At 26.1% G+C, this 24,960-nt stretch carries 23 protein-coding genes; 15 read left to right on the plus strand and 8 right to left on the minus strand.

Features of this window, described 5'->3' with window-relative positions; translation table 4 throughout:
* The first annotated feature begins 120 nt into the window (after positions 1 to 120).
* The 3 genes from mnmE to rsmA are packed head-to-tail and all read left to right on the plus strand — an operon-like array spanning position 121 to position 3,052.
* Positions 121 to 1,473 (plus strand): tRNA uridine-5-carboxymethylaminomethyl(34) synthesis GTPase MnmE, encoded by a 1,353-nt coding sequence (gene mnmE, locus ACXYRP_RS02460; protein WP_458597657.1) that lies wholly within the window; start codon positions 121 to 123, stop codon positions 1,471 to 1,473.
* A complete protein-coding gene (locus ACXYRP_RS02465; protein ID WP_458615135.1) occupies positions 1,473 to 2,276 on the plus strand; it encodes a TatD family hydrolase in 804 nt (267 codons plus the stop codon). Before mnmE ends, ACXYRP_RS02465 begins: the two co-directional genes overlap by 1 nt.
* A complete protein-coding gene (gene rsmA / locus ACXYRP_RS02470) occupies positions 2,276 to 3,052 on the plus strand; it encodes a 16S rRNA (adenine(1518)-N(6)/adenine(1519)-N(6))-dimethyltransferase RsmA (protein ID WP_458615136.1) in 777 nt (258 codons plus the stop codon). The genes ACXYRP_RS02465 and rsmA overlap by 1 nt, the downstream gene beginning before the upstream one ends.
* 23 nt (positions 3,053 to 3,075) lie before the next feature.
* On the opposite strand, the gene ACXYRP_RS02475 is transcribed toward rsmA, so the two are convergent.
* From ACXYRP_RS02475 to ACXYRP_RS02510, 8 genes are read right to left on the minus strand one after another with little or no spacing between them, the layout of a single operon-like run.
* On the minus strand, positions 3,076 to 5,016 hold the full coding sequence (locus tag ACXYRP_RS02475) for a transketolase-like TK C-terminal-containing protein (protein WP_458615137.1): 1,941 nt from the start codon (positions 5,014 to 5,016) through the stop codon (positions 3,076 to 3,078).
* The gene (locus ACXYRP_RS02480; protein ID WP_458615138.1) at positions 5,009 to 6,541 is read right to left on the minus strand and encodes a PTS ascorbate transporter subunit IIC; all 1,533 of its coding nucleotides are present in this window, start codon (positions 6,539 to 6,541) and stop codon (positions 5,009 to 5,011) included. Before ACXYRP_RS02480 ends, ACXYRP_RS02475 begins: the two co-directional genes overlap by 8 nt.
* A gap of 9 nt (positions 6,542 to 6,550) precedes the next feature.
* Positions 6,551 to 6,826, minus strand: a complete 276-nt coding sequence (locus ACXYRP_RS02485; RefSeq protein WP_435128722.1) for a PTS sugar transporter subunit IIB — start codon at positions 6,824 to 6,826, stop codon at positions 6,551 to 6,553.
* The gene (locus tag ACXYRP_RS02490) at positions 6,816 to 7,265 is read right to left on the minus strand and encodes a PTS sugar transporter subunit IIA (protein WP_458615139.1); all 450 of its coding nucleotides are present in this window, start codon (positions 7,263 to 7,265) and stop codon (positions 6,816 to 6,818) included. The genes ACXYRP_RS02485 and ACXYRP_RS02490 overlap by 11 nt, the downstream gene beginning before the upstream one ends.
* 8 nt (positions 7,266 to 7,273) lie before the next feature.
* Entirely contained in the window at positions 7,274 to 7,570 is a 297-nt protein-coding gene (locus tag ACXYRP_RS02495; RefSeq protein WP_458614364.1) for a hypothetical protein, read from the minus strand.
* Positions 7,563 to 8,234 carry a hypothetical protein gene (locus ACXYRP_RS02500; protein ID WP_458615140.1) on the minus strand — a complete coding sequence of 224 codons (672 nt, stop codon included), beginning with the start codon at positions 8,232 to 8,234 and terminating at the stop codon, positions 7,563 to 7,565. The genes ACXYRP_RS02495 and ACXYRP_RS02500 overlap by 8 nt, the downstream gene beginning before the upstream one ends.
* Complete coding sequence (locus ACXYRP_RS02505; RefSeq protein WP_458615141.1) at positions 8,224 to 8,862, minus strand: hypothetical protein; 639 nt, start codon at positions 8,860 to 8,862, stop codon at positions 8,224 to 8,226. Before ACXYRP_RS02505 ends, ACXYRP_RS02500 begins: the two co-directional genes overlap by 11 nt.
* Positions 8,862 to 9,500 (minus strand): beta/alpha barrel domain-containing protein, encoded by a 639-nt coding sequence (locus ACXYRP_RS02510; protein WP_458615142.1) that lies wholly within the window; start codon positions 9,498 to 9,500, stop codon positions 8,862 to 8,864. The genes ACXYRP_RS02505 and ACXYRP_RS02510 overlap by 1 nt, the downstream gene beginning before the upstream one ends.
* 329 nt (positions 9,501 to 9,829) lie before the next feature.
* Between ACXYRP_RS02510 and ACXYRP_RS02515 the strand changes: the two genes are divergently transcribed.
* The 12 genes from ACXYRP_RS02515 to ACXYRP_RS02570 all read left to right on the plus strand — a co-directional run bounded on the left by ACXYRP_RS02515 (position 9,830) and on the right by ACXYRP_RS02570 (position 24,700).
* Entirely contained in the window at positions 9,830 to 10,576 is a 747-nt protein-coding gene (locus ACXYRP_RS02515; RefSeq protein ID WP_458614368.1) for a hypothetical protein, read from the plus strand.
* A gap of 242 nt (positions 10,577 to 10,818) precedes the next feature.
* Complete coding sequence (locus ACXYRP_RS02520; protein ID WP_458614369.1) at positions 10,819 to 11,004, plus strand: hypothetical protein; 186 nt, start codon at positions 10,819 to 10,821, stop codon at positions 11,002 to 11,004.
* A complete protein-coding gene (locus tag ACXYRP_RS02525) occupies positions 10,995 to 12,530 on the plus strand; it encodes a S8 family serine peptidase (protein ID WP_458615143.1) in 1,536 nt (511 codons plus the stop codon). The genes ACXYRP_RS02520 and ACXYRP_RS02525 overlap by 10 nt, the downstream gene beginning before the upstream one ends.
* Before the next feature lie 313 nt (positions 12,531 to 12,843).
* Positions 12,844 to 13,413: a hypothetical protein gene (locus ACXYRP_RS02530; RefSeq protein WP_458615144.1), complete on the plus strand. Its 570-nt coding sequence runs from the start codon at positions 12,844 to 12,846 to the stop codon at positions 13,411 to 13,413.
* A 329-nt stretch (positions 13,414 to 13,742) separates the two neighbouring features.
* Positions 13,743 to 14,264 carry a hypothetical protein gene (locus ACXYRP_RS02535; protein WP_458615145.1) on the plus strand — a complete coding sequence of 174 codons (522 nt, stop codon included), beginning with the start codon at positions 13,743 to 13,745 and terminating at the stop codon, positions 14,262 to 14,264.
* Positions 14,265 to 14,492: 228 nt separating this feature from the next.
* Positions 14,493 to 16,505, plus strand: a complete 2,013-nt coding sequence (locus ACXYRP_RS02540) for a S8 family serine peptidase (protein ID WP_458615146.1) — start codon at positions 14,493 to 14,495, stop codon at positions 16,503 to 16,505.
* Between the two features lies 1 nt (position 16,506).
* Positions 16,507 to 17,262: a hypothetical protein gene (locus ACXYRP_RS02545; protein WP_458615147.1), complete on the plus strand. Its 756-nt coding sequence runs from the start codon at positions 16,507 to 16,509 to the stop codon at positions 17,260 to 17,262.
* Between the two features lie 230 nt (positions 17,263 to 17,492).
* A complete protein-coding gene (locus ACXYRP_RS02550; protein ID WP_458615148.1) occupies positions 17,493 to 17,726 on the plus strand; it encodes a hypothetical protein in 234 nt (77 codons plus the stop codon).
* 998 nt (positions 17,727 to 18,724) lie between these two features.
* On the plus strand, positions 18,725 to 20,740 hold the full coding sequence (locus tag ACXYRP_RS02555; RefSeq protein WP_458615149.1) for a S8 family serine peptidase: 2,016 nt from the start codon (positions 18,725 to 18,727) through the stop codon (positions 20,738 to 20,740).
* A gap of 1 nt (position 20,741) precedes the next feature.
* A complete protein-coding gene (locus tag ACXYRP_RS02560) occupies positions 20,742 to 21,497 on the plus strand; it encodes a hypothetical protein (RefSeq protein ID WP_458614701.1) in 756 nt (251 codons plus the stop codon).
* Between the two features lie 433 nt (positions 21,498 to 21,930).
* Positions 21,931 to 23,943 (plus strand): S8 family serine peptidase, encoded by a 2,013-nt coding sequence (locus tag ACXYRP_RS02565; protein ID WP_458615150.1) that lies wholly within the window; start codon positions 21,931 to 21,933, stop codon positions 23,941 to 23,943.
* 1 nt (position 23,944) lies between these two features.
* Positions 23,945 to 24,700, plus strand: coding sequence for a hypothetical protein (locus tag ACXYRP_RS02570; RefSeq protein ID WP_458615151.1), 756 nt, complete (start codon positions 23,945 to 23,947; stop codon positions 24,698 to 24,700).
* Positions 24,701 to 24,960 lie beyond the last annotated feature (260 nt).

Below are 24,960 nucleotides of genomic sequence, written 5' to 3' on the forward strand. Positions count from 1 at the left end.
TTTATAAATATAAAATTATGGAAATTATTACAGACGAACTAAATACGGACTAATACGGGAATTTTTAATTGAAATTCCACATTTTTTTTACATAAATATATAATTTTATATAATAAGAAAATGAACGAAAATATAGCAGCAATTAGTAGTGGTTCACGAATAAATCAACCGATTTCTATTGTTCGTGTAGCAGGTCCAGATGCCGTTAAGATAGTTAAAAAAATTTTTAATGGTAAGGTTGGAGATGATCATCAAATTACATATGGTCATATTTTTGATAACGATATTTTAGTTGATGAAGTCTTGATAATGTGGTTTGTCGGTAAAGAATCGAAAGGAAAAATAATTTATAACAATTATGTTGGTGAACCCTTGATTGAAATTAATTGTCACGGTGGAATTGTAGTAACAAATAAGGTATTAGAACTACTTTTAGCAAATGGTTGCAGATTAGCAGAAAAAGGTGAATTTACCCGTAGAGCATTTTTAAACGGTAAAATGGATTTAGTTAAAGCAGAGGCGATACATGATTTAATTATGTCACAAACTACTTCACAAGCATTTGCAAGTGTAAATAAATTTAACGGTAAAGCATCACAACTGATTGATGAATTTTCTAATGATTTAGCTTTATTAATTGGTATTTGTGAAGTAAATATTGATTATCCTGAATATGAAGATGTTGAAAAAGTTTCTACTCCTTTGATGCTTGAAAAAGTTGAAAATTTAATTACAAAACTTGAGCAAATTGTAAAAGTTTCTGAAGATAGTAGATACATTTTTGACGGAGTTCATGTTGCTCTTTTAGGTAAACCTAATGTTGGTAAAAGCAGCATTTTAAATACATTATTAAGCGAAGAAAAAGCAATTGTAACTGATATTGCAGGAACCACCAGGGATTTAGTTGAAGCAAGTTATCAAATTAATGGGATTTTATTTAAACTTATTGATACAGCAGGATTAAGAAAAACAACAGAAGTAATTGAACAAATTGGGATAAAAAAATCACTTGAGCAAATTCAAAAAGCTGATTTAGTGGTTCACATCCTTGATCCAAGTCAAAAAGAAGATGAATTTGATGAAATGATTTTTAAAGAGAGTCAAAAACTAGGGAAATTTTATATAAAAGTTCAAAATAAATCGGATTTGGTTAATAATAAAAATACTAACATTGTTAATGTTTCTGCTTTGAATAATGACATCAAAGAGCTTGAAGAAGCAATGGTTAAGAACTTTGCAGATATTAACATTTTTGATGAAAGAATTTTTAATAACACTCGTCAATTATCACTAATAAAATCTGCACTAAATTCAATCAAGGAAGCAAGAAAATCCTTACAAAACGATCAAACTTATGATGTGATTATTATTGATTTATATAATGCTTGAGATGAGTTGCAAAATATCAAAGGAAACGCTAATCGCGAAGACCTTTTAGATGTGATGTTTGCAAACTTTTGTTTAGGAAAATAATGTCAAATAAAAAAAACAAATTTATCGACGCTCATTGTCATTTGTTTACAGAGTATTATAAAAAAGAAGAGATTGAAAATATCGTTGCTGGCATTAGCAACAACAATATTGAATTTATAATTAATAACGGGGGCTCTCACAAAAACAATCTTGAATGTATCAATCTTGCTTTGAAATATCATTTTATAAAAGCTTGCATCGGTATCCACCCCGAATCTGGTGAAGGTGAAAATGGCTATCTGCAAGTTGAAAAACTTCTAAATGAACATCAAAATTTAATTGTAGGAATCGGTGAAATAGGTTTAGATTATTATTATGAAGATGGTTTATCAAAAGAAAAACAATTGCTTAGTTTTGAAAATCAAATAAAATTAGCAAATAAATATAATCTTCCTGCTGTTATTCATATCCGTGATAAAGAAAATGTATATCAAGCTTACCGAGATGTCTATGAGATATTAAAAAAATATCCAAATTTAAAATGTATGTTGCATACTTTTGCAGGAGATTTATATTGAGCAAAGAAATTTATGGAGTTTAAGAATTTATACTTTTCTTTCAGTGGTGTAATAACTTTTGGTTCTGCAGATAAAACCAGAGATGTTGTTAAAATGCTTCCTCTTGATAGGTTTTTAACTGAAACAGATTCTCCATATTTAAGGGTACATCCATATCGCAACCAAATAAACGAACCTAATACAGTTGTTTATGTTGCTTATTATATTGCAGGTTTAAAATCAATCGGAATGGATAAATTTGTAGATCGAATTAATCGAAATTTAAGGAAGTTATTTAACTTATAATGAAAAATGCGGTATATGCTAAAAAGAAGTTTGGACAAAACTTCTTAATTGATAAAAATATTATTAATAAAATTATTAATCTTGTTGGAACATATGATTATATTGTTGAAATAGGTCCAGGTAGAGGTGCATTAACATTGCAACTTATCAAAATTGCTAAATCTGTGTATGCATATGAAATCGATCCGGATATGGTGAATATATTAAAAGAAAATATCAATACAGAAAGCTTATTTATCTACCAGCAAAACTTTTTGAAAGTCGATTTATCAAATCTACCTAAAAGCATTATTGTTGCAAATATTCCTTACTATATTACAACTGATATTCTTTTTAAAATTTTTGAACATCGAGATAAATTTTCAAAAGTGATTTTGATGGTGCAAAAAGAAGTTGCTCAGCGCATTATTGCAAAATATAAAAGTAAAGAATATTCCAAACTTTCGCTTTCTTGTCAATTTTTAGCAAATGTAAAAATAGAATTTATGGTTCCTGCTTCTTGTTTTTCCCCTGCTCCAAAAGTAGATTCAGCAATTATTTCCTTAGAATTTAAAGATAATATTGATAACTACACCTGAAATACGTATAAAGAATTTTTTAAACTGTGCTTTATAAACCGTCGTAAGAAGCTTATAAGTGCATTGAAAAGTGTTTATTCGATGTCTAATATACAATTTGCTTATAACTGTCTTAAAATGCACGAAAACATACGAATCCAAGAGATTCCAATAGAACAAGTGATTTTGCTGTATCAATATTTAAATAAACGAATATAAAAATCTGGCCTAAGCCAGATGTTTTATTTGCATTTTTCTAAAAAACTTTTAACTTTTGTTAATATGTTTTCACTTGTAAACCCATTGAGATGATATACAAAGTCTCCGGGGGCTGAGTGACCAAAATCTTTGGCAAAATGTCCATCGAATTTTTGATATAAAGCTAATTTATATCAAAGTGGATCATTTGATGCTTCAACTGCAAAGTTAGGAAGTTTGTCTAAACCAAGTTTTGAAATTAATTCACTGTCATCTAGCAATAACTGTAATGATGGAACTGAAATCACATTAGCAACAATATCACTTCTTTTTAGTTCTTCGGCTGCTTTATATACTAATTCAACTTCTGAACCTGATGCAAGTAAGTTTACAACAGCTGATTTATTTTGTGAAATAAAGTAGGCAGGTTTAAATGTTTCTTTTTGTAAATTAAATGACTTCATTGGTTGACGGGTTGCAATAATTGCTGATGGTGTAGATTTTGAATTCAATGCATATTTAAATGAATTCAACATCTCATTTTCATCACAAGGACGAAATACTAGATAGTTCGGAATACTTCTTAATGTTGCAAGTTGTTCAACCGGTTGGTGGGTTGGTCCATCTCCCCCAACCTGATATGAATCGTGACTAAATACAGCGATGTTTGGCAGTTGCATAATCGATGATAATCTCAATGCTGCCTTTCCATAATCGGCAAAAACTAAGAATGTTGCCCCAAATGTTGGCATTCCAGAATGTAATGCAATCCCGTTGTTAATTGCAAACATTGCAAACTCTCTAATTCCGTATTTTACATTACGATCACTGTTAAATCCTACTTTTGTAGCCCCTCTTAAGTCAGCAGAACCTCCTAAGAAGTTTTTGTGATTTTTATCCAAATAAATCATAATTTCATCAACATAGTTTCTGGATGCTTGATTAGTTTGCTTAAATTGAAAATCTTTGAAATCAAAATGTTTTTCTTGGTTAATAAGCTGTTTTAATTCAGAAGCTAATTCAGGATATTCAGTTTGATAAGCTTCTAATTTCTTCTCTCATCTTGAATAAAATCCATGTTTAGTCTTTAATAATTTTGAACCAAATTGATATGCATTTGGATCATATTCAAACGGATTAGTGTAAGATAAACCTAAATTTTGTTTATATTCTACTGTCGCTTTTTCATCTAAAATTCCATTATGTCCTTTAGGTGAATTTGCAACCTTAGTTCCGAATGCAATTGTAGTAGGAACCTGGATGTAACTTGGACGTGTGCTTTTTTTAGAGTGTTCTAATGCAGCTAAAATTGTAGCAGGATTATTGTTTTTTAAAATTTGCACATTGAAATTTAATGCTTTGAAATATTTTTCAAAATTGATATTATTTACTTCTTCAGAAGCTGTATCAATTTGCATATTATTATAATCATGCACTAAAATCAATGAATCGAGTTTATTAGTCCCAGCAAAGGCACATGCTTCAAGAGCAACTCCTTCTTGAAAGTCTCCATCTCCACAAAGAGCAATAACATTATGATTAATAATGCGATGTCCTTCACGGTTGAAACGATTTGATAAATGTTTATTTGATAAAGCCATACCAACAGCCATACCAACCCCTTGCCCTAATGGTCCAGTTGATGCATCAACATAATCCAGTTTTTCAATTTCTGGATGTGATGGTGTTTTAGAATCATACATTTTATGTTGTTTGATATCTTCTAAGGTAAGTAATCCCATCAAATGATACAATGAATAAAGGCCCATTGAACCATGTCCTGCTGATAAAACAAAACGGTCGCGGTTAAATCAATGTGGATGTTCTGGTGAGAATTTTAAGCTTTCTCCAACAATGGCATAAAATATTTCTGAAGCACCAAGTGCCATTCCGATATGTCCTTGTTTTGCGTGATTAATTCCATCTATTGCTACAGCACGTATGTTAGCAATGAAATCTTTATGGGTAAAGTTTTTTTTATGCATTTTGTAGTTGATCCTTCTTTCTTTTGTCAAAAACAAATCTTTTGATAAGTCCATCTGTGACTAAAGCAAGATAACCAGCAATAATTATTCCAAAAGCTACGAATTTACCAACTTTTGGTATTAAACCAAGGATACCAGGAATAAATCCAATAAAGTAATCAGTATCTCCTCAGTTAAGTGATGTTATAGAAATATTTTTAGATGTTTTTTCAATTAGCACCCCTAGTTCATTTGTTGCTGTTGGAGCTCAATTTCCTGCTACAAAGATTACAGGAATGAATGTGATAATTAAACCTACCACAAATGGTCCAACAATTGCACCAATGATACCACCTTTGATATTTCCAAACACCCCCGATGTTGCACCTAAGAAAAAGTGAGGAACTAGTCCTGGTAGCACAACAGCAGGTATTAATGCCGCTTTACCAAGTCCAATCGTGATGAACATTCCTATTATACCAGCAATAAACGAAGAGATAAACCCAATTATTACAGCATTCGGTGCATATGGAAATACTACCGGACAATCCACAGCGGCTTTAGAATTTTTAATTAATTTATCACTAAATCCTTTATACATCGGAACTAGTTCACCAACAAATAATCGCACCCCTGCTAAAATTATTTCTACCCCTGCTGTAAAGGTAAACGCTTGCACAAACATTGTAATAACTCAGTTTCCTGATGCTAAAACTTCATATGCAGCAGGTGCATTTTTAGCATTAATTTTACCTATTTCATATAGGATACCACCTGGTAAAAAGGCAGCTAAATAGAAAACAAATACAGTTATGGAAATAGAAACTAAAGTATTTCTAAAGAAAAATAATGATTGGGGAAATTTAATTTCTTCAGTTGATAAAACTTTTCCTTTCTTTAATTTATTAATTCCTTCTCCTATTAAACCTGATAATGCATATCCGAATCCACCAGTATGTCCTAGTGCAATTTCGTTGCTTCCAATAATTTGTTTCATATATCTTTGTTGGACTGCAGGAGAAAGCACCATATAAATTGCCATCAAGGCAGATGAGGTAAATAAAGCAAGAGCAAAGTCGCCTGGTTTATGTTCAAAATCAAACCCAATGACATACATAACTGCTGCTAACATTAATGAACTGTAATAAAGCACATGTCCAGATAAATAAACATATTTAAATCTTGATGTAAGTGCTAAAACAATGTTTAACAGCATCGCTACCAGCATTACAATTGAACCTAGGGTAGTAATTGATGGTAATGCTTGAGCAAGTGCTCCTGCAAATGCATCGTTGTTTGGAATAATTCCATTTAATCCATAAACTGATTCAAAAACAGGTTGAAACTTATTAAGTGAACCAACAAGTACACCTGCTCCACCACCTAGGATTAAAAATCCAACAATGACTTTAAATGTAGAAATTATTACTTGGGATGCCTTCTTACGTAGCACCAAAGCACCTATCATTGTAAAAATTCCAACTAATAGGGCAGGTGTACCGACAAATGCCTTTAAAAATCCAAGCAATCATAATAAAAATGCCATACATCCTTTCTAAACTAAGTTTAATAATGCTTTTAACTTAGTTTCTAATTCGGTTTTTGATAATATGTTGGTTAAAACAACCATTCTTTCTTTTGGAAAATCTAGTGCTGGAGCAACATCTGCTCCAACTACTACATAATCTACACCATTTTTGCTAAATGATGAAATATTAGTGTGTTCAACACTGTCATATTCAACACCTAATGAATCTAAAACTGATTTAACATTCATCTCTAATAGTAGCGATGAACCCAAACCAGAACCACATACACATCTAAAATTCATATTTACTCCTTGTTAATAAATTTATAAATTCACTTTTATCACTTACTGCTAGTGCTTTTGATTTGAAATCTACATCCATAAAGTATTGTGCAAACTGTGAAATCAACAGAAAATGAGAATCATTATCTGGAACAGATAATGTGATAATTATTTTTGCAGCTTTTTCTTTTTGGCCATTAAAAACTATTTCTTTATCCAAAATTAATGTTGATGTTGCTGGTTCAATGCAGTGTTCTCCTGCTGGTGCATGCACTAAAGCAATACCTTTTTCTAAGACATAATATGCCCCATATTTTGTTGTTGATTCTAAAATCATTTCTTCAAGTTTTCAAGTTGCTTTTTTATTTTCAACTAGCATTTTTACACCGATATGGATTGCTTGTTTTCAGTCTGTTATATCTTTTCGAAACTCTAGCATACTTAAATCAAATAATTTCATCTTTTCTCCTATTTAAATTTTATAAATGCGACAGTAATAAACAAAACAAACAACAAAATAAGCATTATGATAAAAGTTAAGAAAATTATTTTTCCGCCTTTGGTGGTTGTTTTGTGCTTATATTCCTTTGGTACTGGTAAACTTTTAATATAAAAGAATTTATTTGGATTCTTAGCAATTATTAATGATTCATTTTCTTTTTGCTTATATAATTTTTTTAGTTGTTCATCATTTAATGATTTTAAATACTCCAAATCCATTTCATATTTATAAATAAGGTGTTCAATAATTTTCTCTTTATTCATCATTTCCCCAATGCTTAAATTTATAAACAATTTCACTAATAAATTTGATATAAAAATTACTATATTTGCTTAAGATAAATAATTTTTTATACTTTAAATAACTCAATATCAATACAAGATGTTGGTTATAAAAATTTTCTATAAAATAATTTTTTGTAAGTATATAAATTTGTTTAGATAATTTATAATTAACTGCAAAATCTATTGTTATTACAATCATTATAAAAGACAAAATAACAATAAAAGCAATTCAAAAGTTCATCATTAAAACTATTCATAAAAAAGTCGTTAATATAAATACAAATCACTTTAAAATTTCTTGGTTGATATTTCATTTAGCACTTGTTTGTTTTGTTTTATAATAAAAATAAACTAAGTTTACTAAAGCATATATATTTGAATCAAGATGCTCCTTATCAAGATATAAAATTGATTTTTTAATATCCAATGATGTTTTAAAATAAGAAGTTTTTAAACTGATAGCAAAAGATTTATGATGTCTTGCTTCTACATCTTGCTTTAACTTAACCAAAAACCTATCATTAATATTCAACCCAACTCTTTGATACTTAATTTTTAAATTAAACGAATAAACAAAATGAATAAATAGTTGAATGAGTAAAATTATTATTAAAACTAATGCCCCGAAGATGTTAAATTGCATTATTGTTATTTTTAAATAAGTTTCTTTTTAATAACATCTCAACAACTTTTTCTGGATTTAAATTCTTTTTTGATAACTGTGAAATTTCTTTTGAAAGGGAGTTTATATTTAAGGTACGATATGGACTATTATTATCGATTAATTCAAATGATATATTTTCATCTATGAGTATTATTATTTCAAAAAAGTCTTTAAATTTATGTTTCATTCATTTATTAATTTCATTTAATCAACTCATTTTAAGGTTTTCTTTATATTTACTTTTTTTATTTGCTTGCAGCAAGATTCCGTTTGAATCTATCTTTATTTTTTCAAAATTTGAACTTGTTATAATGTTGCTAATAACAAAAATTTTTTCTTGTGTTATTACAACACCACTTAATATTGAAAATCCTTTTTTAGCAAAAGAGTTTTTTATTAAAATATTGGTTAAAACACTTGATTGAGTAAGGTTTTTTAAGATTAATAACTTATCTACTGTTGCTTTTGATGTGTATCCTATATTGTTATTGATATTTTTAGCATCCTTATTGTTTGCTTTCAATCAAATTCTTCAGATAATAACACCTATTAAAATAAATCCTAATAAAGTTGATAAAACTATAATAATAATAGTTTGGAAAGTCATTAAAAATTATCCTTTCATCAGTTACAAAAATCTTTTTCATCTGCAAATGAGTATATGATAGATCCACCAATCGCTACATCTATATTATGCAAACTAAATAAATATGCATTTTCTTTTCTTAAACCACCATCGCTATATATTTTGATGTTCGAGTTGATATTTTTGATAGTTTTTGTTTTATCAAGAAGTTTAGGACTTAACTTTTTTCCTGTTCCTCCTATAACATCAATTGTCATTAAAAGTATTTTTTGTGAATTTATAATAATATTTTTATAGTTTATTGGATCATCATTTGCTTGTAGCATAATCCCAAAATCTATATGTGGATAATTATTTTTGATTTTATAAAATTCTGTATTTACTTTTTCAGCAGGGATAAATATTGTTTTAAAACCTATATCAATTAGTTTTTTGATATGAATATATGGATTATTTAACATCAAATGCACATCAAAATGCACATTTTTATATCTATTAATTAAAAACTCTGCTTGATCAAATGTAACCCCAAAATTACTTACATAAACCCCATCCATAAAATCAATATGAATGTGTTTCATACCATTTTTAACTAAACTATCAAGTTTTGATAACGAAATGTATGAATTAAGTGCAGCAACAGATTGTGAATATTTCATAAAATCTCCAATTACCCAGAAATAATTTTATGCTTCCTATATATATATATATATATAGCAATAAAGTTGTGTAATATAGGATATTGATGAATATTTTTTCATATTTTTGCCACATTATGATAATTTAATTGAACAAGTATAAAAAAATAGTTTATAAGTATATATTTTAAAAATGGTAAACTAGTCACTCATAAGCAAATATAACATTCAAGCTACAATATTTTTAACTAAATTAATGCATTAAATATTTCTAAATCAACCAAAATACATCTAATCAATAAATTAAAAATTTATATTAGATATTCATATATAATTTTATAAGGAGAATAATGAAAGATATATATTCGATCTTAATTTTGTTATTAATAGTTGTTTTTTCCTTTAAATTCATAAAGGACACTTTCGATGTAAGAAAATATTATATAAATAATGTTATTTATAAAACTACTAAATCATGAATGTTATATAACTGAATAATCTTACTTTTTTTTGCTACCATAACTTTTATTTTTTTATTATTATTTTCTGCAAAAGTTATTTTAATAAAAAGTTACACTGAAAAACAACAAGAAGAAATCATTAACATAATTTGGTATAAAACTTGAATAATATGAGTATATATTGGTTTGTTTTTAATTTATCTATCATTAATTAGTTTTAATATATATTTTTATATTAAAACTAAAGTAAATATGCATATAAGTGATCAAGAATTTAGCAATTTTGATAAAAATCGCATAAACGATTTTTCTGTTGAAAATTCATATTTAATAAAGCGCAAAAAACAACGTAGTGGGGTTATCGAACAACAAATTCGTTTTCAAGACTACATTTCTGTTGCTAGATTAAATAGATGATTTGGTAAAAAATTATTTTATAAGTCAATTGTAAATCGATGTTTATATTTTTATTTAAGACAACCACAAAAACTGACTGCTAAAAGTCAGCAGTTTAAAGATACTAATGAAGCTTTATTAGTTTTAATTCACGCTGCTGTAAGATTTATAAATAACATATCAATTAAAAAAATAGGGATAAACGAATTATGAAACATTACTAAGAATTTAATTAACTAAATTGTATAAAAATAATATGCAAAAAGATTAATAATATTGAAATTTATTAAGCTTTTTTTGTTACTTTTATATATTATCAACATTTTTCGTTTATTATTTATTTAGATATTGCATAAAAGGAGTGTAAATATTAAAAAAACTAATTAAAATGAATTTAAATATTAAACCTTATATTTGCTATATCTAAGAATCAACTATTATTTTATTAGTAGTTGTTATTTATAATAAATTAAGGAGTTGTATTGAAAAAGAAAATTAAGATGCTAATAGGAACTTCATTATTTATTACATCAATAGTTCCAATGGTAATTACATCAAACATAAATAAGAATTTTAATCAGAAAATAACTATATCAGAGAACTGGTATGATAATTTTAAAGAATTTAAAATAGAAGTTAGAGATTCATTTTCTATCAATTGTCATTAACTAAAAAAAGGTTTAATGATAATAATTTTGAACTTAAAATTTTACTAAATCATCAATATAACCTAAATGATGACACACAGAACCCTAATATAGTTTTTTATAAGAGCAACGAATTTATTAATAATGTAAAAATTACCGGTAATTCATTTAAAAATTATCTAGTAAGTGAAGAATTACCAATTGTATGGTTTTATTTTAATAACGAAAAACAGAGAGAATTGTTTGTTAAGTCACTTAAAGAAGATGAAAATATAGCAAAAATTATTTTATATACAAATAATATGAAAATCCTCAAATCAACAGTAAACGATAATTTTCTTTCTGACCTTTATTTCGATAAATATACTGGATCATCTGGTGGTGGTTCAAGTAATACAAATTCGTATAATTTTTCAAAATATGATATATTAAACAAAAATGATATATTTAAAATCTTAAATTTTGAAAATGGATATAAAAAGAGTTTAACAGAGACAGATAATAACAGTTTAGATGTAGGAGTTTTAGAATTTGGTAGTGTTTTTGATAAATTTAAGACAGATAATTTTTTCGCAACTTCCGTAGAATTTCTAAATAATGATATAGATAACAAAAATAATACATGAGAGCATTCGTTAAAAGTATCATCAATTATTGGCGGTGAAGAAGGTTTCGATAAATCAGCAAAATTATATATTGCTTCATTCAACTCTAGAAATTGCGACTGACAAACTAAATTGGAAAAATTAATTAAATATTATGGTATTAGAATAATTAACCATAGCTATGGTATGGAAAAAGATTGATATAACAGATTTTATTCTGAAGAGAGTTTCTTGTTAGATTATTTATCGCGCAAGTATGGAGTGATTAATGTTATTTCTGCCGGAAACGAAAATATCGGTGATCAAAATTCTGGTTGAATCAATAATTATTCTCTTTCATACAATTCTATAACTGTCGGTGCCCTTGATAAAAACTATAAATTTCCAGTCAAAAACAACAAATTAGCATTATATTCAAATTATAAAACAGATAATGCTAATGGTGGTCCAGCAAAACCCCTAGTTGTTGCTCCAGGTTATTTTAATTTTAAAGATAGTGATGGTAGGGAAGGAACATCGTTTGCTGCTCCTGCAATAACCGGATTAATTTCAACATTATTAAAATTAAAACCTAATTTAAATAATGAATTTAGAATTCCAGTAATCAAAAGTATCCTAAGTGCAGCTGCTATTTCGATAAGCGACAAAGAACAAATAAAAAACAAAAACGGATTTAGTGATAAATACGGTGCAGGGATTCCAGATTTTAATAATATGTTAATTGCTGCTAAAAATATTGAAACTTTTTCTGCAACTGACTTTGGTTTTCTAGATTCTATAAATAAAGAAAGCAAACATTTTAATGCTTCAAAAGGTGATACCATAAAAGCATCATTATCATGACTATTTAATGCTGGAATAACTTCATTATTCGGTCATTCTGGGTTTCCACTTATATATCCTGATGCTGATACAAGAACATATAACGGTCCTTTTAAATAACATGCAGAAACACTAGAAAATAAAAATGAATTAACTAATGAGTTTTATGGTCCATTTTTATACAAACAACTAAAAAAATTCGGAATTTCACAATCTTATTCTGATAATTATAAAGGTTTTTCTGATTATAACTTATCACTTCAAGAATTTGTTGATGGTAAATGAATTACTATTGATACTTCTAATTCAAACGATTCAAATGATGAACTTATAGAATATAAAGTAATTCACGACGGAGTTTTTAGGTTATTAGTTACAGGTTTTTGAAGTTCTTTTTACAAATATTCAATAAAGGATTTAATAGCATTTACATATGTCATTCAAAAAGAAAATAATTAGATTTCTAATCACTTCCTTACCAATATACACTTCTGTGTCTGTTGCATGTGGATCTAAGGTTGAAGTTAATAAGGGATCGGAAAATAAACAAGAAACTTTACCTAAAATACAGTTAAGCGAACCTGAATATCTAGAAAGTATTAACTTAAAAACTCCTTTATTTGTGAATCTTATTAAATTGAAGCAACAGCAACAGAGCATTATAACTTCTAATAGTGTTTTATTTGACCAATTTATATTACAACTTTTTAACAAACGAAATCGTAATGAAAAACGATTTAATTCTAATTTTAAATTTATAAAAGATGATTTTCTCAGTATTAAAACTGAGCAAGATTTTTATATTAATATCGTCTCCCTTATTAACAATTTGTATACTTATCTGGGTTTAAATAAAACTTTAACAGACAAGCAAATAGTAGAAATATTTGAAAATGATTTTTTAAATAACAAAAATATAAGTAATATTCTTAAAGATAATGATATTATAATAACTGACAAAAAGATAATTGAAGTTCATTTGGATACGATTATATTCTTATAGATGAAGATAAATCAAATATAGATGTTGTTTATGCTCTAAAAGCAGAACCATATTATATAAATAATAGAGTATCATTAGTTTCAACTACCGATCTTAGACCAAACAGACATATATTTTCAGCATTTTTAGTACCCAAAGATAAGGAATTTACTCTTTTAAAAACAGACAAAGAACAAAACGAAAAATTACTTTCTGCTTTATATAAAGAATTTAAATATAAAGAAGCAGATTTTATTTATATAAATAAAGAAGATAATATCGAGCATTTAATTACATCTGTAAGCAATAATCAATCTGAGATTTATAAAGAAATTAATTTTTTAGGTAAATTGACTAATGAAACAATTTCAGACTGAGAATTGAATCAAGGTATCAAAATTATCACAAATATAGATGAATTTTATCAACTTATTATCACTCCTTTACAAATTCTTGCTGCGAAACAAAATTTTCTTATTACTCCCGATGAACTTACAACAAAATTTGAAAAAATATTTTTAAATAATCAAAAAATTATTGATATTTTAAAAAACAACAGACTTCTATTTTATACGCAATTATTCAGCACTCTTGGAGATTATTTTAAAACGCCATCACATATACTAAAATTAAATGAAAATAATAACGAAAAATCTGTTTCCTTAGGTTTAATAAATGCATCGTTATTTAGTTATAATTTCACTATCAATCCAGATAAAAGCGATAAGAATCAAAACCAAATTAAACTTTTTTATAATATTATCTTAATACCAAATGATTATAAGTTAAATATAAAAACTGTATTAAGCTTTAAGGAAGCAAATGACTTTTTGGTTAGAGAGAACAAAACCATAAAAGTAATAAAAAAGTAAATTTTCTTATATAGGACACCGAGGCCTACCTTAAACATAAACCATTATTAAAAACTAATTTACACAAAAATTTTTATACTCAATTATTGAAACTTCTTTTTCACAGATTTTGCACATTTTCTAAGTTTTTGACAAAATTTTTTTGAAATTTCTCCCATTTTTATGTAGAATAAGAATGTAAAAAATTGAAGAGAAATTTATTTCTTACTAAAACATAAAAGGAGTAATATGAAAAAGCAAATTAAAAAAATATTTTTATTTAGTAGTATTTTAACTACATCAGTTGCTAGTATAGCAACATTAACAGCTACAAATGTGTTAAAAAATCAAGAAAAACCTTGATATTTAGGATATCAAAATAATAAATTAGAAGTTCGTATAAACAAAAACGGACAACTATTTAATTCTGTGAGGAATGTACCTGTAAACAATAATTATGAATTAAAACTTTTATTAAATTATGAAGCAAACAATTCAGTAATAGATGAAAACTGAACCGTCCAAAAAAATAATGAATTCATAGAAAACATTAAAAAATCAAATTTATATTTCAAAAGCTATCAAACAAGCTCGATGATGCCGATCGTTTGATTCTATTTTGATAATGAAAATCAAAGAAAAGAATTTGTCAAAAGTATTATAGAAAAAAAAGAAATTTATAAAGGTATTGTATTTCCAAACGAAATACAAAATCTACAATTGTCTAAAAGCAACAGTTCAGATAAAGAAGAAGAAATCGATTGAGATGTTTACTATAATCGTGATATTACAATAGACAACTCAAAAGATTTAAACATTGTAAATTTTAAAAAACAAATACAAAGAGAAGATAGCAGATATTATGATAAAAGTGGTAATGTTGGTGTTTTAGAAGTAATAGGAAGTATAGACGAAAGTAAGTTACAAAATTTTAATAGATTTGGTATCGAATTATATAATACTTCAAAATTTTCAAAAAGTCACCATGCAAACGAAGTTTCAAATACAACAGCAGGAATGAAAGGTTATGATAGATACTCTAAACTTTTCTTTTCTACTCATATTAACGATTCAGAATGACAAAGCTCTATTGAATGAATGGTTAAAGAAAAAGGTGTAAGAGTTATAAATCATAGTTATGGTGAGAGAAAAGATAATAGACGTGTATCATATGACGAAAATAATTTATTTTTAGATTATATATCAAGAAAATATGGAGTTGTAAATATATTTTCTTCTGGGAATGGAAATGATGAAAGGGAAAAACAAAATGAATGAATTAATGGTGACACACTTTCTCTTAATAATATAGTAGTTGGTGCATTAGATTTTGATGAAATAGATCAAAAACCTACTGAATCAATAGCAAAATATTCTAATTATTTATTAAGAAGTGCTTATACATCACTTTCTAAACCTAATGTTGTTGCTCCAGGATATTTATATAAAAGATGGCACAAAAACAGTAAAGGTGAGTGAAATTATTTAGATACAAATGGGACAAGTTTTGCATCTCCTGTTGTTACAGGTTTAGTTTCAACATTATTAAGAGAAAGAGATTTTTTAAATAAAGACAAAATTAGATTACAAGCAATAAAAGCTATCATAGGTGCTTCATCAAGAGCTCCAAAAGTAAGTAATCTTAACTACAAAGAGAATGGGTATACTCAAAAGTATGGTTCCGGTATTATAGATTTTGAAAATATGCTTGAAGCTGCAGATAATTTAGTAACTAAAGAAATCTCAAAATCTGATAATGATTTTGTTTTATGAACTAGTTCCTTTTATGTTCCAAAAGGTAAAAAAATTAAAGGAGCAAGTTCTTGATTGTTTAATGCTGGTTTATTAGAGACACCTGAAAACTCACCAAGTTACAATGCAAATGTAAATTGATGATGGTTTTTAGGGTTTTTAGGTGGTATTATAGCTAATTCAGTTGAAGGAGCAAGATTATCTAAGGAAAAAGCACAATGACTTGAAAAACATATAGATGAAGAAAGACTTAATTTAATAACAGTAAATCAAAAACAGCAAGATAAGTTATTTTCTGATTATGATTTATATTTAGAAAAAAAAGATAGGGATGGTAATTGAAAAGTAGTTAAAAGTATTACATCAATTAATTCTAATGATGAAATCCTTGAATATATAACACCCGAATCAGGCATTTATCAATTAAAAGTTAAAAAATATTCAGATGTATTATTTAATAATTCAATTAATGATAGTTTAGCATTAACATATACAGTGCAGGAAAAATAGTATGAAGAATTTTATAAAAAAATGAGTTTTTCTTTTTTCTGCATTAACACCTTTAATTGTTGCTAGTTGTGGAAACACCGCAAATAACAAGGAATATTTTATTAAAAATTTCAAGGATTTTGATTGATATATCGAATACAATAAAAAGCAAAATTCTATTAAAAATATTGGAGAAAATTATTTTTCTTATATGTGAGAAAATAACAAAGAAAATGCTGGTGAATTTCATTCTTTATTCAGAGATAAATATGTTTTTATTAAATCAGTAGATGAACTTAATAAATTATTTTTAGATAAATTTAATTTAAATTATGTTAAGAAATATTATCAAACATTTAAAGACAAAGTTGATTTTGACATTAACACTCTAACAACTGAAAAACTAAAACAAATGAACAAAGAAGAGTTTCAAAAGATTTATTTAAATAATGAAGATATTGATGAATTCTTTAAGACTAAAAATTTGTTAATGAATGAAGCTGGTAAAAATAATTTAGCAACATCACAATATAACTTAGTTCCAGATTACAAAAAAGACGATGCAACGAATTTAAAATTTTTATTTATTAATTTAGAGCAATTAGGTGCAAATTTTGATGATAAAAAAAGCACATATGAAGTACATATAACAATGAATGTAAAATATATTGATAAATCTAGAACCATTACTGTTATTAAAAATCCAAGTAATCATCAAATAAAAGACCTTTACCAATATTTTTATGAGACAATATCTTTAAAAACTAGTGATATATAATTTATACATATAAACTTTATAAATGCAGGAAACTAGTAAAAATTACTAGTTTCCTGCATTTATATAACTTTGAACTATAACTATTAACATTTTTGACCACATCACTTGGTTAAACAAATTTTAATAATCAATTTGAGACGGTATTTGTTATAACTGTGTTAAATTTTAAATAATTATGAAAAATCACAGTAGAGTTGAATAAGAAATGAAAGAAATTAAATCAAAAGCTAATGAATGAATTTTTTGTTGATTTACCAGAAAATGTTAAAAATATGTTTGTTTCTTATATTAGTTCGTGAAACAATAGTAAAGATATTAAGTTTGAAAAACCTAAATTCTGCACAAGTTGTGGTTCTGTTAATATTCATAAACACGGAGCAACTAATAATATGCCGCATTATAGAGGTTATGATTGCAAGAAAAAACTTAGCGATTTTGCACAGGAACAGTTATTGAACATTTAGGAAAAACACGCAGAGCAAAATATCCTCTGTTTTTTGATTGTCATTTAAAGAAATTATCCCCCCCCTTCTGCAACTGCAGAAATTTATGGGATAAATTTAAAACTCCTTTTCTTTGAAGACACAAATTACTAGATTTTATAAAATCAAAGTAATATGAAAACGAATCAGTAGTGGAATAACTGAATTAGATGAAATATACTTTAATAATGTAAGAAAAGAAAATTTCAATGTTGGAATCTGAGGAAAAGCAGGAAAAAGTGGGAAATCCATGTATTTTACTTCAAAGGGGCATTAGTTGAGAAAAACATTGTCTTTCTACAATAGTTGATCGAAATAGAAATATCACAATTCAATACTTAGGTGCTGGAAGATCTTCTGTTAAAAAAACTTTATAATGCTTTCAAATATAAAATTACGAATACAGAATCTATACAATTTTTAACAGATGGTGAAAATGCTTATAGTGATTTTGTTAACAAAATAGACGGTAAGCTGTTTATCGTTGAAGTAATACAAAGAAAACCAAGGATTTTTAATGATAATTTAAATTACAATATGAAAGCAAATTGAAAAACTAAATATTACATCCAAAATGTAAACATTTACCATTCAAAATTAGAGAATTGGGGAAATATTTACAAAAATGTTTCAATCAAGAATTTAGTGAAATATATAAATTGAGTCAAGTGAGTTAGAGCAAACAAAAATAACCATTACTCTATGGTTACTACACCGAACAAATTTTAACATGCAGGTAAGAAATGTAGGATTTCTAAATTTATAAAAAATCACAATATTTAAAACATAAACCATTAATTAAAAAACTAATTTACACAAAAATTTTTATACTCAATTATTGAAACTTCTTTTTCACAGATTTTGCACATTTTCTAAGTTTTTCACAAAATTTTTTTTGAAATTTCTCCCTTTTTTATGTATAATAAGAATGTAAAAAATTAAAGAGAAATTTATTTCTTACTAAAAATAAAAGGAGCAATATGAAAAAGCAAATTAAAAAAATATTTTTATTTAGTGGTATTTTAACTACATCAGTTGCTAGTATAGCAACATTAACAACTACAAATGTATTAAAAAATCAAGAAAAACCTTGATATTTAGGATATCAAAATAATAAATTAGAAGTTCGTATAAATAAAAACGGACAACTTTTTAACTCAGTGAGGAATGTTCCTGTAAACAATAATTATGAATTAAAACTTTTATTGAATTATGAAGCAAACAATTCAGTTATGGATGAAAACTTAACCGACCAAAAAAACGATGAATTCATAGAAAACATTAAGAAATCAAATTTATATTTCAAAAGTTATCAAGCAAGCTCAATGATGCCAATAGTTTGATTCTATTTTGATAACGAAAATCAAAGAAAAGAATTTCTCAAAAGTATTATAGATAAAAAAGAAATTTATAAAGGTATTGTATTTCCAAATGAAATACAAAATATTCAATTATTTAATACAGATAATTTAGATAATGAAAAAGAAGAAGAATCAGATGTTTATTATAATCGTGATATTACAATAGATAATTCAAAAGACTTAGACATAGTAAACTTTAAAAAACAAATAGAAAGAGAAAATAGCAGATATTGAAATAAAAAAGGAAATGTTGGTGTTATAGAAGTTAATGGAAGTGTCGATTTGTTAAAATTACAAAATTTCCAGAGATATGGTATAGAATTTCAAGATACAGTTAAAAATATCGAGAAAAGTCACCATGCAAACGAAGTTTCTAATATTACAGCAGGTGAAAAAGGATATGATAGATATTCAAAACTTTTCTTTTCATCATTTACTAAAAATGCCGAATGACAAAAAACTATTGAATGAATGGTTAAAGAAAAAGGTGTAAGAGTTATAAATCATAGTTATGGTATGAAATATGATGACGAATGAACAAAATATGATGAAAATAATTTATTTTTAGATTATATTTCTAGAAAATATGGAGTTGTAAACATATTTGCATCTGGAAACGGAAATGATGAAAAAGAAAAAGAAAACGAATGATTAAACGGTTATACACTTTCACCTAATAACTTAGTAGTAGGAGCACTTGATTTTAACGAATTCACACAAAAACCTACTGAATCAATAGCAGAATATTCTAATTATTTATTACAAAATGGCTATGTTTCCACTTCTAAACCTAATGTGGTTGCTCCAGGATATTTATATAAAAGATGACATAAAAATAGTAAAGGTGAGTGAAATTATTTAGATACACTTGGTACAAGTTTTGCATCTCCCGTTGTTACAGGTCTAGTTTCAACATTATTAAGAGAAAGAGATTTCTTAAATAAGGACAAAATCAGATTACAATCAATTAAAGCAATTATAGCTGCTTCATCCAGAACTCCAAAAGTAAATAATCTTAACTACAAAGCGAATGGGTATACTCAAAAATATGGTTCTGGCATTGTAGATTTTGAAAATATGCTAGAAGCTGCAGATAATTTAGTAACTAAAGAAATTTCAAAATCTGATAATGATTTTGTTTTATGAACTAGTTCCTTTTATGTTCCAAAAGGTAAAAAAATTAAAGGAGCAAGTTCTTGATTGTTTAATGCTGGTTTATTAGAGACACCTGAAAATTCACCAAGTTACAATGCAAATGTAAATTGATGATGGTTTTTAGGACTTTTAGGTGGTGTTATAGCTAATTCAGTTGAAGGAGCAAGATTATCAAAGGAAAAAGCAGAATGAAATAAATATCATATTAGTGAAGAAAGATTGAATTTAAAAACACTAAAACAAAAACAAGATAATAAGATGTTTTCTGATTATGATTTATATTTAGAAAAAAAAGATAGTAATGGTAATTGAAATGTAGTTAAAAGTATTACATCAAGCAGCTCTAATGATGAGTTACTTGAGTATATTACTACTGAAGCAGGATATTATAGATTAAAAGTTAAAAAATATTCAGGTGTGCTATTTGATAATTCGATCAATGATAGTTTAGCATTAACATATACAGTGCAGGAAAAATAGTATGAAGAATTTTATAAAAAAATGAGTTTTTCTTTTTTCTGCATTAACACCTTTAATTGTTGCTAGTTGTGCAAGTAGCAGTAACAAAGAATATTTTGATTATAATTTAATAAAATTTAATGGTATTGTTAGAAAATATAAAGAGCAAAATAGCATTGAAAATATTTATGAAAACTACTTCTTTTATATGTGAGAAAATAACAAAGAAAATGCTGGTGAATTTCATTCTTTATTCAGAGATAAATATGTTTTTATTAAATCAGTTGATGAACTGAATCAATTATTTTTAGATAAATTTAATTTAAATTATGTTAAGAAATATTATCAAACTTTTAAAGATAAAGTTAATTTTGATATTAATACTCTAACAGATGAAAAACTAAAACAAATGAACAAAGAAGAGTTTCAAAAGATTTATTTAAATAATGAAGATATTGATGAATTCTTTAAGACTAAAAATTTGTTAATGTATGAAACAGGAAATAAAAATTCTGGATTTTCTCAATATAACTTAGTCCCAGATTATAAAAGAGAAGATACAATGCATCATTTATATTTTTGACTGATAAATTTAGAGCAATTAGGTGTTAAATACAAAGCTGAAGAAAGTTCACAAAAAACCCGTATAACTATGAATGTAAAATATATTAATAAATCTAAGGCTATCACTGTTAATAAGAATCCAAGCGATCAGCAAGTAAGGGATCTTTTTGAATATTTATGAAACGAAATAAGTTTAGCAACTTCAGATGTCTAATAATTTAACATAAAGCATACATACAAGAAAGTATAAAACCAGCAGTTTTTAACTTTGAATCGTCATAGCAAATTGCTGTGGCAATTTTTAATTTAAATTTGTTTGCGTTTTTTATTCATTATATCGTTTCACTTTACTCTTGAGAATACTTAATAGTTTTTCATAAGTTGTTTTTGAATAACCTCTACAATCTCAACATTCAGATTTTAAGTTTGAAAATAAGTAATCTATTTCTCTGTTGTCTAAATAAAAATTTTTAATTTATTTATCTTAGTCATTTCGAAACTGCTTTTTCATATTTTTTACATATTTTCAAAATTTTTTACTATATTTTAAATTATTTTTTTAATTTCTCCTTTTTTATGTAAAATAAAAAAAGTAAGAAATTGAAAAGAAATTTATTTCTTACAAAAAAACACAAAAAGGAGTAAATATGAAAAAGCAAATTAAAAAAATATTTTTATTTAGTAGTATTTTAACTACATCAGTTGCTAGTATAGTAACATTAACAGCTACAAATGTGTTAAAAAATCAAGAAAAACCTTGATATTTAGGATATCAAAGCAATAAATTAGAAGTTCGTATAAACAAAAACGGACAACTATTTAATTCTGTGAGGAATGTTCCTGTAAACAATAATTATGAATTAAAACTTTTATTAAATTATGAAGCAAACAATTCAGTTATGGATGAAAACTTAACCGTCCAAAAAAATAATAAATTCATAGAAAACATTAAAAAATCAAATTTATATTTCAAAGGCTATCAAACAAGCTCGATGATGCCGATAGTTTGATTCTATTTTGATAACGAAAATCAAAGAAAAGAATTTGTCAAAAATATTATAGAAAAAAAAGAAATTTATAAGGGTATTTTATTTCCAAATGAAATACAAAATCTACAATTTTCTACCAACAGTTCAGATAAAGAAGAAGAAATTGATTGAGATGTTTATTATAATCGTGATATTATAATAGATAATTCAAAAGACTTAGATATAGTAAACTTTAAAAAACAAATACAAAGAGAAAATAGCAGATATCGAAATAAAAAAGGAAATGTTGGTGTTATAGAAGTAAAAGGAAAAATCGATACAACAAAATTACAAAACTTTCAAAGGTATGGTGTTGAATTACAAGATATTGATAAAAAGATTAAACTAAGTCATCATGCAAACGAAGTTTCAAATATCGCAGCAGGTGAAAAAGGATATGATAGATATTCAAAACTTTATTTTTCAGCATTTATTGATAATTATGAATGACAAAGTGCTATTGAATGAATGGTTAAAGAAAAAGGAGTAAGAGTTATAAACCATAGTTATGGTATGAAATATGATAATTGATGAACCACATATGATGAAAATAATTTATTTTTAGATTATATTTCTAGAAAATATGGAGTTGTTAATATCTTTTCATCCGGAAATGGAAATGATCAAAAAGAAAAAGAAAACGAATGGGTAGATGGGTATGCACTTTCACCTAATAACTTAATAGTAGGGGCACTTGATTTTAACGAATTCACACAAAAACCTACTGAATCAATAGCAGAATATTCTAATTATTTATTACAAAACGGCTATGTATCTACTTCTAAACCTAATGTTGTTGCTCCAGGGTATTTATATAAAAGATGGCATAAAAATAGCAAAGGTGAGTGAAATTATTTAGATACACTTGGTACAAGTTTTGCATCCCCTGTTGTTACAGGTTTAGTTTCAACATTATTAAGAGAAAGAGATTTCTTAAATAAGGACAAAATCAGATTACAATCAATAAAAGCGATTATAGGTGCTTCATCCAGAACTCCAAAAGTAAATAATCTTAACTACAAAGCGAATGGATATACTCAAAAATATGGTTCTGGTATTGTAGATTTTGAAAATATGTTAGAAGCTGCAGATAATTTAGTAACTAAAGAAATTTCAAAATCTGATAATGATTTTGTTTTATGAACTAGTTCCTTTTATGTTCCAAAAGGTAAAAAAATTAAAGGAGCAAGTTCTTGATTGTTTAATGCTGGTTTATTAGGGACACCTGAAAATTCACCAAGTTACAATGCAAATGTAAATTGATGATGGTTTTTAGGGTTTTTAGGTGGTGTTATAGCTAATTCAGTTGAAGGAGCAAGATTATCAAAGGAAAAAGCAGAATGAAATAAATATCATATTAGTGAAGAAAGATTGAATTTAAAAACACTAAAACAAAAACAAGATAATAAGATGTTTTCTGATTATGATTTATATTTAGAAAAAAAAGATAGTAATGGTAATTGAAATGTAGTTAAAAGTATTACATCAAGCAGCTCTAATGATGAGTTACTTGAGTATATTACTACTGAAGCAGGATATTATAGATTAAAAGTTAAAAAATATTCAGGTGTGCTATTTGATAATTCGATCAATGATAGTTTAGCATTAACATATACAGTGCAGGAAAAATAGTATGAAGAATTTTATAAAAAAATGAATTTTTCCTTTTTCTGCATTAGCACCTTTAATTGTTGTTAGTTGTGCAAATAACTCAAACAAAAAAGAATATTTTTATAACGATTTAGAATACTTTACCGGGGTTGTGTTAGAATATAAAAGGCAAAATTCTATTAAAAATATTGAAGAAAATTATTTTTTTTATATGTGAGAAAATAACAAAGAAAGTGCTGGTGAATTTCAACCTTTGTTCAAAGATAAATATGTTTTTATTAAATCAGTAGAAGAACTTAATAAATTATTTTTAGATAAATTTAACTTAGATTATGTTAAGAAATATTATCAAACATTTAAAAATAAAGTTGATTTTGACATTAATACTCTAACATCCGAAAAACTAAAACAAATGAACAAAGTAGAGTTTCAAAAGATTTATCTAAGAAATCAAGATGTTAATGAATTCTTTAAGACTAAGAATTTGTTAATGTATGAAACAGGTAATGAAAATTCTGTAATTTCACAATATAATTTAGTTCCAGATTACAAAAGTAACAATACAGCAAATTTACATTTTTGGCTTATCAATTTAGAACAATTAGGTGTTAAATATGATAACAAAAACAGTTTGCAAAAAACACATATAACTATGAATGTAAAATATATTGATAAATCCATGACTATCACTGTTAATAAAAATCCAAGTAATCAACAGGTAAAAAATCTTTATGAATATTTGCGAAAATACACAACTTTAGCAACTTCAGATGTTTAATAATTTAACATAAAAATAGACAAGCAAGAAAGCGTAAAACAAATAGTTTTTAAATTTGAATCGTCATAGCAAATTGCCGTGGCAATTTTTAATTTAAATTTGTAAAGCAAGACAAAAAGATTAACAACTAATTGTGTTATTCTTTTGGAACCTTAAAAAAAGTTGTGTATCTATAACTGAGTTATTTTCACAAAAAAAGATTTTGAAAAAAATATTAAAAAAAGAGTGAAACTCCTTTAAAATTGTAAGTGATATAAAAC

This window comes from Mycoplasma sp. 5912, from assembly GCF_054353835.1.